This is a genomic window from Parasedimentitalea marina (assembly GCF_004006175.1).
Lineage (GTDB): Bacteria > Pseudomonadota > Alphaproteobacteria > Rhodobacterales > Rhodobacteraceae > Parasedimentitalea > Parasedimentitalea marina.
Genome location: NZ_CP033219.1, coordinates 3,777,738 through 3,789,373 on the forward strand (window position 1 = coordinate 3,777,738; position 11,636 = coordinate 3,789,373).

14 protein-coding genes are annotated in these 11,636 nt (G+C 58.0%); 6 read left to right on the plus strand and 8 right to left on the minus strand.

Annotated features, from left to right (window positions below; all coding sequences use genetic code 11):
* Positions 1-109 precede the first annotated feature (109 nt).
* From EBB79_RS18145 to EBB79_RS18155, 3 genes are all read left to right on the plus strand, one after another.
* Positions 110-847: an N-formylglutamate amidohydrolase gene (locus EBB79_RS18145; RefSeq protein ID WP_127750237.1), complete on the plus strand. Its 738-nt coding sequence runs from the start codon at positions 110-112 to the stop codon at positions 845-847.
* Between the two features lie 119 nt (positions 848-966).
* Positions 967-1,206: a DUF6868 family protein gene (locus EBB79_RS18150; RefSeq protein ID WP_127750238.1), complete on the plus strand. Its 240-nt coding sequence runs from the start codon at positions 967-969 to the stop codon at positions 1,204-1,206.
* 76 nt (positions 1,207-1,282) lie between these two features.
* The gene (locus EBB79_RS18155; protein WP_127750239.1) at positions 1,283-1,597 is read left to right on the plus strand and encodes a DUF1244 domain-containing protein; all 315 of its coding nucleotides are present in this window, start codon (positions 1,283-1,285) and stop codon (positions 1,595-1,597) included.
* Positions 1,598-1,670: 73 nt separating this feature from the next.
* Here EBB79_RS18155 and EBB79_RS18160 read toward each other — a convergent pair whose 3' ends face one another.
* The 6 genes from EBB79_RS18160 to dgcN all read right to left on the minus strand — a co-directional run bounded on the left by EBB79_RS18160 (position 1,671) and on the right by dgcN (position 7,380).
* On the minus strand, positions 1,671-2,813 hold the full coding sequence (locus EBB79_RS18160) for an MFS transporter (RefSeq protein WP_238704946.1): 1,143 nt from the start codon (positions 2,811-2,813) through the stop codon (positions 1,671-1,673).
* The gene (locus tag EBB79_RS18165; protein WP_127750240.1) at positions 2,806-3,558 is read right to left on the minus strand and encodes a DeoR/GlpR family DNA-binding transcription regulator; all 753 of its coding nucleotides are present in this window, start codon (positions 3,556-3,558) and stop codon (positions 2,806-2,808) included. Before EBB79_RS18165 ends, EBB79_RS18160 begins: the two co-directional genes overlap by 8 nt.
* Before the next feature lie 145 nt (positions 3,559-3,703).
* Positions 3,704-4,339 carry a MarC family protein gene (locus tag EBB79_RS18170; protein ID WP_127750241.1) on the minus strand — a complete coding sequence of 212 codons (636 nt, stop codon included), beginning with the start codon at positions 4,337-4,339 and terminating at the stop codon, positions 3,704-3,706.
* Positions 4,340-4,469: 130 nt separating this feature from the next.
* Entirely contained in the window at positions 4,470-5,330 is an 861-nt protein-coding gene (locus EBB79_RS18175; protein ID WP_127750242.1) for a D-amino-acid transaminase, read from the minus strand.
* A gap of 10 nt (positions 5,331-5,340) precedes the next feature.
* Positions 5,341-6,306: an N-acetyl-D-Glu racemase DgcA gene (gene dgcA, locus EBB79_RS18180; protein WP_127750243.1), complete on the minus strand. Its 966-nt coding sequence runs from the start codon at positions 6,304-6,306 to the stop codon at positions 5,341-5,343.
* A gap of 72 nt (positions 6,307-6,378) precedes the next feature.
* Positions 6,379-7,380: an N-acetyltransferase DgcN gene (gene dgcN, locus EBB79_RS18185; RefSeq protein ID WP_127750244.1), complete on the minus strand. Its 1,002-nt coding sequence runs from the start codon at positions 7,378-7,380 to the stop codon at positions 6,379-6,381.
* A 306-nt stretch (positions 7,381-7,686) separates the two neighbouring features.
* Between dgcN and EBB79_RS18190 the strand changes: the two genes are divergently transcribed.
* Together EBB79_RS18190 and EBB79_RS18195 are read left to right on the plus strand one after the other, a co-directional pair.
* A complete protein-coding gene (locus EBB79_RS18190; RefSeq protein ID WP_127750245.1) occupies positions 7,687-8,646 on the plus strand; it encodes an L-malyl-CoA/beta-methylmalyl-CoA lyase in 960 nt (319 codons plus the stop codon).
* Between the two features lie 55 nt (positions 8,647-8,701).
* Positions 8,702-9,301, plus strand: a complete 600-nt coding sequence (locus tag EBB79_RS18195; protein WP_127750246.1) for a hypothetical protein — start codon at positions 8,702-8,704, stop codon at positions 9,299-9,301.
* Between the two features lie 290 nt (positions 9,302-9,591).
* Here the strand turns inward: EBB79_RS18195 and EBB79_RS18200 are convergent, their stop codons facing one another.
* Positions 9,592-10,044: an Lrp/AsnC family transcriptional regulator gene (locus tag EBB79_RS18200; RefSeq protein WP_127750247.1), complete on the minus strand. Its 453-nt coding sequence runs from the start codon at positions 10,042-10,044 to the stop codon at positions 9,592-9,594.
* Positions 10,045-10,116: 72 nt separating this feature from the next.
* On the opposite strand from EBB79_RS18200, the gene EBB79_RS18205 reads away from it, so the two are divergent.
* A complete protein-coding gene (locus tag EBB79_RS18205) occupies positions 10,117-10,713 on the plus strand; it encodes a LysE family translocator (protein WP_127750248.1) in 597 nt (198 codons plus the stop codon).
* 61 nt (positions 10,714-10,774) lie between these two features.
* On the opposite strand, the gene EBB79_RS18210 is transcribed toward EBB79_RS18205, so the two are convergent.
* On the minus strand, positions 10,775-11,608 hold the full coding sequence (locus EBB79_RS18210) for an AraC family transcriptional regulator (protein WP_127750249.1): 834 nt from the start codon (positions 11,606-11,608) through the stop codon (positions 10,775-10,777).
* Positions 11,609-11,636: the final 28 nt, after the last annotated feature.

The following is an 11,636-nucleotide window of genomic DNA, read 5'->3' on the forward strand; positions in this document are numbered from 1 at the left end:
TTCGGAGTTTCTAAGATGTTATCGCAAACAGTGCGTTCGGGAGCTTATTGCGCAATTTCACTTTTGCTGCAACTCCCCTATAGATGCGGCAAAAAGGGAAGACAGGCAAATGACATATACACCCTATTTCATTCATGGTGAAGACCGCCCCTCTCGCTGGCTCATCACCTGCGATCACGCCACCAATGTTGTGCCCCCTTTTGTCAATGGTGGCGATCTTGGCCTTCCACGTGAAGATATGGAACGCCACATCGCTTATGATGTCGGTGCCTACGAAGTGTCCAAGCATCTGGGTGAGATGCTGGATGCGCCGGTGATCGCCTCAAACTTTTCACGATTGGTGATTGATCCCAACCGGGGTGACGACGACCCCACATTGCTGATGAAACTGTATGATGGCACCATTATCCCCGGCAACCGTCATGCCGACGCGGATCAACGGGAACACCGGCTACAGCACTGCTATCGCCCCTACCACGCCGCGCTGAAAGCGATGGCTGCACGCGACAACGTGGTGATCATTTCGATGCATTCTTTCACGCCCCAACTGCGCGGCCGCCCGCAACGTCCCTGGGAAATCGGCATCCTGTTCCCCAACGGCGAGCAGTTTTCGCCGCATGTGGTTGACCATCTAAAACCCCATACCCAGGCCCCTGTCGGCGTCAACGAGCCCTACATCGGCTATCTGCCGGGCGATGCAATCGACACCCATGCCTCGGCCCATGGTCGGCCCAACACCCTGGTCGAGCTGCGCAACGATCTGATCGCGGATCGTCAGGGTCAGCTGATCTGGGCTGAACGATTGGCCCAGGCCCTCCCCCGTGCTTTGGCTGCATCAGGTCTTTGATGCAGCATAACGGGGCGTCAACATGAGCATTTTCGTCCTCACAGCGTTGTGAAAACTACCTTCACTTCCCATATTTGTAATGAAGGAAATACTGGAAATATTCAAAAAGGAATGGCGCTATGACCCTTGTTACTATGACCGCATTCTTCGGTTGGATGACTGTTCTGAACCTTGGCCTACTCATGGTCACCACCATTGCCCTACTGGCCGGCCGCGAGAAATTCGCGGCCCTCCACGCCAATATGCTGGGGATGGAATCCGCAGATGTGAAAAAGGCCTATTTCCACTACCTCGCCAATTTAAAAATCGTGACCCTCGTCTTTTGCATCACCCCTTACGTCGCCCTGAAACTGATGTAATCCCGCCGCATTGTACGGCCTGTGTCCAGTTGCTACTTAGTCTGACAAACCTATCGACCCTAAAAGGAGCGCATCAATGGATTCGCAGACCGAGATCGAACTCCAGGCCGCCGCATTCCGCCGCCTGCAAAAACACCTGATGGAAGACCGCACCGACGCGCAGAACATCGACATGATGAACCTGGCCGGCTTTTGCCGCAACTGCCTGTCACGCTGGTACCAGGAAGCCGCAAATGAGCGCGGCATCGACATGGACAAAACCCAGGCCCGCGAGATTTTCTATGGCATGACCATGGACGAGTGGAAGACTAATTTTCAAACCGACGCCAGCCCACAAAAACAAGCCGAGTTTGACGTCGCGTTCAAAGAAAACGTCGCCGACAAGGCCTGATCGCCAAGCTGAACCACCTGCCCCCTGACCTCTGCCAATCGGTTGGCACAGCGGTCAGGGCGCGGATTTCTCTTCAGATGTCCTGTTTTGAGATCGACCGGCTTAACACCACGATCAGTGCAGCCAAAACCGCCAATAACGTAAATGCCACCCGAACCGAGGTCGCCTCGGACAGGAACCCAATGATCGGCGGTCCCAGCAACAAGCCGCCATAGCCAAGGGTAGAGACCGCCGCGAGCGCCGTCCCCGGCGAGGTATGCGGATCGTTTGCAGCCCGGCTCAGGGCCAGCGGCATGATCATCGCATAGCCAATCCCCATCAGGAAAAAGCCCACCAGCGACATGCCGAAAGTGCCGAATCCAACGGCGCAGAGCACCCCAACAGTCGCGACCGATCCGGCCAGCCGCGCGGCCCCAACTGGCCCCAGTCGCAGGGTGATAGCGTCCCCCAACAGGCGCATCACCACCATCGCAATGGAAAACACGGTATAGCCCAGCGCCGCCTGCGCCTCGGTTGCGCCAGAGGAATGCACCAGGAAAATAGCGCTCCAGTCCGCCATGCCGCCCTCGCCCAGCGACGCACAGAATGCGATGAAGCCAACCACAAACAATGGCCCTTTGGGCAGTCGAAAAACCGGACCCGCCGGACCCGTATCCTGAATATCCGAGATCCAGTTTCCCCTGGCGGCGAACAGGGTGATGGCGGCGATCCCTGCACCCGCAATGACAAAGTGAGGGGTTATGCCAACCCCGTAAGTCTCGGCCACGAACCCGGACGCAGCCCCCAGGCCCGCGCCAAGGCTGAACATCGCATGAAAGGACGACATCATGGGTCGCCCGATATGCCGCTCTGCCTCGGCGGCCCAGACGTTCATTGCCACATCCAGGCCGGCCTGAGTGGCCCCAAACAGAAACAGAGCAACACAAAACGTTAGATACGTGGGGGCGAAAGCGATCAGAAACAGGGTTCCGACATAGGCAAAAGCCATCCGCCGCGTGACTTTGGCAGCCCCGATTTTGTCCGACAATCGACCCGCGATGGGAAATGATGCAATCGCCCCGGCCGCCATCAGCAACAACAACCCACCCAGAACACCGGGGCTTAGGTCGAAACGGGTCGCCACCGCAGGAATGCGGGACGCCCAGATCCCAAACAATGCGCCATTCAGGATGAACATTGCGGAGACGACCCGCCAAAAAGTCCGGGTATCAGGCATGGATAACACTCACCCCTGCTGCCATCAGGTCAGCAACCTGATCCGTCTTGGCATCCGTGATCACCTGATCAATTTTTGCCAACCCAAGTGTATGATGCGGCGCTCGCCGGCCAATCTTGTCGCTGTCCGTCAGAACCACTGTCTGCCTTGCGGCACCATGCATAGCTTTTTTCAAATTGCTCTCACCAAAATCATCCGAGCTAAGCCCAAAGTCCACATCCAGCCCACAGGCTCCTAAAACCGCCACATCGGCTGATATCCCGGCCATCCGCTCCAGCGCAAAATCCCCGACGCTCACCCCGCCCGAAGCGCTGAGCGCTCCGCCCAGTAAAAAGACAGCACAACCATTTTCCTGACAGGCAATCGCAACCCATGGCGATGGCGTCACCACCAACCGTCCCTGTTGCAGCGGCAACCTGCGTGCCAGCGCCAGCACCGTTGTTCCACCATCCAGGATCAATGTTGTCGCATCGGCCACCTGCTCTAATGCAGCCGAAATCAACGCCGGATGTGGTTCAGGCCCCTCAAGCCGCTTGTGCAAAGGAGAGACAGACTGCGACACCGGAACAGCCCCACCCCGAACGCGGTGCGCTCTGCCCATCGCTTCGAGGCTCAGGATATCGCGGCGAATAGTGTCCACCGAAACAGCGAATTCCAGCGCCACTTCGGTTGCCACAATCTGCTGACCATCCTTAAGCCTTTGCTCAAGAACACGCTGTCGGGTATCGGGAATATTCAGATCCATGCACAATCCTGCAAAAAGTTGCAGAAAGCCGCATATCGGTATCCTCTCACCCGGTCAATAGGCGCTCACAAATTAATACTCACGGGATGACGACACTGCGCCAACTGGTTGGAAAATCCCCTTATCAACGACCCCCAGACTCCGTTCAGAGAGACCCGGTTCGAGCGATCTCAAGCAACGAGGACAAGACAGCATCGGCCGCGACCGAGGCAAGGATCATACCCATAACCCGGCTAACAATGGCAGCGCCTGAGTTGCCGATAACCCGAATGATTGGGTCAGCCAGAACCATGAACAGGCACGCGACAGCCAAGACAGCCACCATAACCACACCAGTTATTGCCTGATCACCGACCCCGAATTGGGCGTTGTCCGTCAGCATGACAATGGCCAGCATCGCACCGGGAGAGGCCAGCGACGGCACTGCCAGTGGGAAAATTGCAGGGGATGGCGCAGAGTCTTGCGCCTGTTCTTCATCCTCGACAGATCGTCTGTCACTTGCGGGTTTGGAGTCGCCAAAAATCATTGTCAGGGCAAACAGGAACAATACGACCCCCCCTGCCACCTGGAACGACAGCAGGCTAATGCCCAATGCATCAATCAAGAGCTGACCAAACATCAGGAAGAACAACAGCACGGCAATACTGACCACGGTGGCCAGCAACGCCGTTTTGCGTCGATCCGGCGCCGCCATGCCTGCGGTTACGGCAATAAAGACGGGAATGGTGCCAATCGGATCGATGACAACCCACAGGGTGATGAAACGTTCAAGTAAATCCATGGCCGCACAGAAGCACAGGCGTCAGCCTGATGCACGACTTAACAACCACCCCGCAACTTCACCCGCAAGATCCCGCCCACAAAAAAGCCGCCCCAGTGGGGCGGCTCTAGAAAATCAATGTCCAGACTTATCAGACCGCAGCTTTGCGGCTCTCGTCCAGATAGATCTCGCGCAGACGCTTGGCGATTGGCCCCGGAGTACCATCACCCAGTTGCACGCCGTCAATCTCAACCACCGGCATCACAAAGGCACTCGCCGAGGTGGTAAAGGCCTCGTCCGCCTCCTTCGCCTCGTCAATGGTGAACAGACGCTCTTCGATCTTCAACTGCGCCTCAGCCGCCATGCGCAGCACCGCCTTACGGGTGATACCATGCAAAATATCCGTCGACAGCGGACGGGTTACAATGGTGCCATCCTTGACGAAATAGGCATTGTTGCTGGTGCCTTCGGTGACATGACCATCTTCGATCAACCAGGCGTCATCACAGCCGGCTTTCTTGGCCATCATCTTACCCATCGAGGGGTACAGCAACTGCACAGTCTTGATATCGCGGCGGCCCCATCGAATATCCTCGATCGAAATGATCTTTGCACCCTTCTTGGCGGCAGGGTTGTCCGCCAAATTGGGCTTGTTCTGGGTGAACAACACGATTGTCGGCTTGGTATCCGCCGATGGGAACACAAAATCACGGTCGCCATCTGATCCACGGGTGATCTGCAGATAGACCAGACCCTCGACAATATCGTTGCGCTTTACCAGCTCGCGGTGGATCTCCAGCAGCTCATCCTTAGAGCAGGCCGCCTGCATCTCCAGCTCGTCCAGCGACCGCTGCAGGCGCACGGCGTGGCCTTCAAAATCAATCAGCTTGCCGTCCAGCACCGATGTCACCTCATAGACGCCATCCGCCATCAGGAAACCACGGTCAAAGATAGAGACCGTGGCCTCGGTTTCCGGCAGGTATACGCCGTTTACATATACGGTACGGGTCATGTACGTCTCCTTAGCCCCAGAGATCCGCTACCGGCGGGTGTACTCCGGAGACATCAAAAATCAATGGCTCGGCACGGTCTTCGGCCAACAGCAGCGGTCCGTCAAGATCTGTTACGGTGACACCCTGTGCCACCAACGTCGCCGGAGCCATCGCCAGGGATGAGCCAACCATGCAACCGACCATCACCTGATACCCCTGCGCCAGTGCCTCATCGCGCAATTTCAGCGCCTCGGTCAAGCCGCCAGTCTTGTCCAGCTTGATGTTCACCACATCATATTTGCCCTTCAATTTGGGCAGACTTGCACGGTCATGGCAACTCTCGTCGGCGCAAACAGGCACCGGGCGATCCATGCCAATCAAGGCCTCGTCTTCGCCAGCAGGCAGGGGTTGCTCTACCAATTCGACCCCCAGGCGCACCAGATGCGGCGCCAACTCGGCATAGACTTCGGCCGACCAACCCTCATTGGCATCGATGATGATCGACGCCTCGGGCGCACCAGCGCGCACCGCTTCCAGCCGCGGCATATCATCCGGCGTTCCCAGCTTGATCTTCAGCAAAGGACGGAACGCATTCTCAGCCGCCTGCGCTTGCATTTTTTCTGGCGTATCCAGCGATAGGGTATAGGCGGTGATCTCAGGTCCCGGCGCGGCCAGCCCGGCCAGCTCCCAAACCCGTTTCCCGGCCTGCTTGGCCTCCAGATCCCACAGTGCACAATCCACCGCATTGCGGGCCGCACCTGCCGGCAGCAGCGATTGCAGCTCGGCACGGGTGAATTCAGCAGGCAGGCCCTCGATTTCAGCGGTCACTGACTCCAGCGTTTCATCGTAACGCGCATAGGGCACACATTCGCCCCAGCCGGTCAGTCCACCCTGCTCAACCTTCACCGTCAGCACCTTGGCCTCGGTGCGCGAGCCACGTGAAATTGTGAAAACCTGCGCCAGCTTGAACACATCCCGCGTCACTGTAATCCGCATGCCATCCCCTTCATCTTTTTTAAAATACTCCCGCCGGAGGCATCCAACAGATCCCCCGGCGCCGAGCTTAGATCAGATCGCGTCCAGCGCGTCCACCAGACGGCCCGCACCATGGCGGAACGGATCGACCGCAGGCAGACCCATACGCGCCTCGACCTCAGCCAAATATGTCACGGCTTCGTCTTCGCTCAGGTGCTGGGTGTTGACGGAAATACCCACGACCTGACACCCCGGATTGGCGACCTGTGCCAGCGGCAGTGCGGTGTCGCGCAGGCGCTCCAGTGTTGGCAGATCATAGCCCGGCAATCCACGCATATGCTCACGTGTTGGTTCGTGACACAGGATCAGCGCATCCGGCTGGCCACCATGCACCAGCGCCATGGTCACACCAGAGTAGGACACGTGAAACAGGCTGCCCTGCCCCTCGATGTGATCCCAGTGATCGTCGTCATTATCAGGGGTCAGGTATTCAACCGCCCCAGCCATGAAGTCAGCAATCACCGCATCCAGTGGCACACCATGGCCGGTGATCAGAATGCCCGTCTGGCCAGTGGCCCGAAAGGTCGACTTCATGCCACGCGTCTGCATCTCGGCGTCGATCGACAGCGCGGTATACATCTTGCCGACAGAACAGTCAGTGCCAATCGCCAGACACCGCTTGCCAGTCCGCTTAACGCCATTGGCAATTGGGTAGCCAACGGTTGGCACGCGCACGTCGTGCAATGTGCCGCCGTGGGTCTGCGCCGCGGCAACCAGATCACCCTCATCGCGCAGCAGGTTGTGCAGGCCCGAGGCCAGATCATAGCCCATCTCCAGCGCCTCGATCAGCACCTCTTTCCAAGCGGCTGAGATCACTCCGCCGCGGTTGGCCACACCAATCACCAGCGTCTTGGCACCGGCTGCTTTTGCCTCGGCCAGCGTCATATCGGCCAGGCCCAGATCAGCACCACAGCCCGGCAGGCGGAACTGCGCAACAGCATTCTCCGGACGCCAGTCTTTGATACCAATGGCAACTTTGGCCGCCAGCATATCGGGTGCGTCACCCAGGAATAGCAAGTAAGGGGTCTCGATCATCTCGGGGCACTCCATGGAATTTCACTTTGTGCGCGACTTTAGGCGAGCCTTGACGCGAAGAGGTCCCATTTTGACATTGCCGACCCACATCCTGCGCACATTCATCCCGTCATTTCCCAAATTTGTCGAATATTCTTCGATCCAGAAATTTCAAACCACTGATCCTTGCGCCAACTTCGGGAATAGCGAGCATTGCTGCGTCAGCATTGCTGCACTCGCACAATAAGACTTGCGCGCTGTCGCGCAATTTAATACCACACATAGGGAAAAAATCGCAACTTACTTACCCAGTCAGGTGATCCGCATATGAGCTTTCGCATCCAGCCCACCGCCCCGGCCCGTCCCAATCGCTGCCAATTGTTCGGCCCCGGCTCAAACACCAAGCTGTTCCCCAAAATGGCCGCCTCGGCTGCGGATGTGATCAACCTCGACCTCGAAGATTCGGTTGCGCCCTCGGACAAAGACAGCGCCCGCGCCAATGTGATCGAGGCCATCAACACCATCGACTGGGGCAACAAATACCTGTCCGTGCGTATCAACGGGCTGGATACGCCCTATTGGTACCGCGACGTGGTCGAGGTGCTGGAGCAGGCCGGCGAGAGGCTGGACCAGATCATGATCCCCAAGGTGGGATGTGCCGCTGACGTCTATGCGGTGGATGCACTGGTCACCGCAATTGAGCGCGCCAAAGGCTATAGCAAACCAATCTCATTCGAGCTGATCATCGAATCGGCTGCGGGCATTGCCCATGTCGAAGAGATCGCCGCCTCGTCGCCCCGCCTGCAGGCGATGTCGCTGGGTGCGGCGGATTTTGCCGCCTCGATGGGCATGCAGACCACGGGCATCGGTGGCACGCAGGAAAACTATTACATGCTGCACCAGGGTCAAAAACACTGGTCCGACCCCTGGCATTGGGCACAGACCGCCATCGTAGCCGCCTGCCGCACCCATGGGGTGCTGCCGGTAGACGGCCCGTTTGGCGACTTCTCGGATGACGAAGGATTCCGCGCTCAGGCGTTACGTTCGGCAACCTTGGGCATGGTTGGTAAATGGGCCATTCACCCCAAACAGATCGCGCTGGCAAACGAGATCTTCACGCCGTCTGACGAGGCCGTCACCGAAGCCCGCGAAATCCTCGCCGCGATGGAGGCCGCTAAGGCCAATGGCGAAGGCGCCACGGTCTACAAGGGGCGTCTGGTCGATATCGCCAGCATCAAACAAGCCGAAGTTATCGTCGCGCAGTCAGAACTGATTGCAAACAACTAACTTTTGCCTGTGCGGGGTGCGTGATTGCACGCACCTCTTAAGGGAAGCCACCCACATGCCCGACCTGACCCTTATTCATACTGCGCAGGTGCACTGCGCCACTTTTGACGGGTTGGCACCACAAGCAGACCTGCGCCATAATGTGCGGCCCGACTGGCTGGCGCGCGCTCAAAACGGAATTGATGACAGGCTCGCCGCCGAGATAGCTGCGGCAATCCAGGCAGCAGAAGGTCCGGTTCTGTGCAGCTGCACCACCCTCGGCCCAGTGGCCGAGGCCGCCGGGGCAATCCGCATTGACTGGCCCATGATGCAGCGGGCCGCAGAAATCGGCGGGCCGGTGTTGCTGGTTTATTGCCTCGACAGCACCGCCCAGCCATCCCAAGACTTGCTGCGGCGCGCCTTTGGCAATGCTGACCCGCAACTGACCTGCCTGCTGCTGGCGCAGCATTGGCCACTGTTTGAGGCGGGCGAGGTTGACGCCTTCAATCAGGCTCTGGCCGTGAACATTGAAACAGCACTGAAACAAAACCACTATGGCTGTGTTGTTCTGGCCCAGGCCTCGATGGCGGGGGTGGCAACCGTCATACAGGCCGATGTGCCGGTGCTGGCCTCGCCAGAAATTGCAGTGCAGTCGCTTCTTGCGCCGCAACAATAGCGCAACCAGCGCCAAGGCCTTAGCCCTGTCGTTTATATCCGTTTCTACGGGTCATCACTGATGATCGATAAGAATGGCGGCACCGCCAAAGCGGAGGTGGACGGGAGATCAGTCCCGTATGCTAAACGTTGTCTCTGCAAGCCCTTGGGTGCTGGGCCCTGTTCCAAATGCCGGGGGTGTCAAACCCGGCGGTGACTGCAATCCCGCCCAGAGTGCCGGGTAAAGGAAAACTCTGCGTTACATAAGCGCGCGCGGGTTGCGCAACACTCCGGTCGCACCGCCTGCCTCACTCAGGCGCGCAGATCCTTGGGTGACCCCATAACCACGTAGGTGGTGATCGCCGTCACATAGGGCGAGGTGCCCAAAATATCGGTGTGAAAGCGTTTATAGCTGGGCAGATCCGGACACTCGACCCGCAACAGATATTCGATAGTGCCGGTGATATTGTGGCACTCCACCACCTCGGAGGCCGCGTCCATCGCCCTTTCAAAGGCTTTTTGCGCTTCTTTGGTGTGCTCGCCCAGGCCAACCCCGATGTAGGTGACAAAGCCGGACCCCATCGCCTGCCGGTCAAGCACAGCGCGATACCCGGTGATGATGCCTTCCCGCTCCAGATCCTGCACCCGACGCAGGCACGCCGATGGCGACAGGCCAACACGGTCGGCCAATTCCAGATTGCTGATACGGCCATCGCTGGACAGCTCTTGCAATATACGGTGGTTTATACTGTCGAATTTCGCCATTAGTTGCAAAACTTGCCAGTGCACACTGCAAAACGCAATTACATTTTGCCCTAAATGTCGCAAACATCCCGAATGACATATGATCTTCTATTAGCGCTAGCGCTGTTTGCCTTTGTCTCGTCGATCACGCCGGGACCCAACAATCTCATGCTTATGGCCTCGGGGGCCAATTTCGGCTTTCGCCGCACCATTCCCCATATGATGGGCGTGGCGCTTGGCTTCGTGTTCATGGTGCTGCTGGTTGGCGCCGGATTGGTGCAGGTGTTTGACACCTACCCCATCAGCTATGTGGTGCTAAAGATCGGATCAGTTGTCTACCTGCTATGGCTTGCATGGAAAATCGCACATTCTGCCCCGATTAATTCCGACGATGAAAGCAGCCGCCCGATGACCTTTGTGCAGGCCGCCGCCTTCCAGTGGGTAAACCCCAAGGCCTGGGCAATGGCCCTGACCGCAATCAGTGCCTACACACCGGATCAAACCCTCAGCGCCATTCTACTGGTCGGGCTGGTGTTTGGCGCCGTCAACCTGCCCTCTGTCAGCTCCTGGACCGTCCTCGGGCAGCAGATGGCAAGAGTCTTAACAAACCCACGCCGCCTGAGCCTGTTCAACTGGACCATGGCGACACTGCTGGTGGCCTCGCTCTATCCGGTAATTTGGCCCTCATAACGCGACGAGGCACTTTCTGATGGAATTGGGCAGTGCCCGGCCTCGACGGCCGGGCAAAGAGTTATTTTAGGGGCAGGCAGATCTCGGTCAACAAATCCTCGGGCGCTGTGTCACGAGGGGAGTTGAGCGAGAGTTCGTAGCAGGGCATGTCAGCGGGTTCCTCACCCGATTTCGGCAGCCAATCCCCAAATAAACTCCGGTAGGCGTCGGCCAAACCAGCATAAGGTCCTTTGTAAATCATCACTGCGGTTTTGCCGCCGGACAGATGATATTCCTCCAGCCCCTCGGGCATGTCAGCGCCCTGCCAGATAAGGCCTGCACGGCTGTTCAACTTATCCTCGGGGATCACCTCGGGGTTGTCACAGTAGACACCGACAGCGCCGCTGATGTTGGGCCACAGACTGCGTGCCTCGCAGATGGCCATTAGGGTCTCAAAGACCTTGCCAATTTTGTAATAGGGCCCGACATGATGCAGGGTCGCCAAACGGCGGTCAGGTTCGTTGCGGATAGTAACTGGGAACATTCTGAAATCTCCTGATTTAAGGTCTGACACAGGAGGCAGCAAACGACCCGCCGCACGAAACGCTGTTGGACGCGCCCCGAACACCTCGGCAAATGCCCGGGCAAAGCTGGCTGTATTAAGATAGCCGCAGTCCGTCGCAACCTGGTCAATAGTCCGATCGCTTTGCACCAACCAGATTGACCCCCGATGCAAGCGGATACGCCGCACCGCCTGGGCACAGGTCTCGCCGGTCATGGCACGATACACCCGGTGCCAGTGAAACCGCGACATCGCCGCGACATCCGCTAGGGTGTCCAGTGACAGATCCCCAGCGGGATTGTCGTGGATGTAATTTAGCACCCGCAGAATCCGGTCTTCGTAACTGTTTGGCATGGTCGTTTATTGCTCCTGTGTCCCCAGT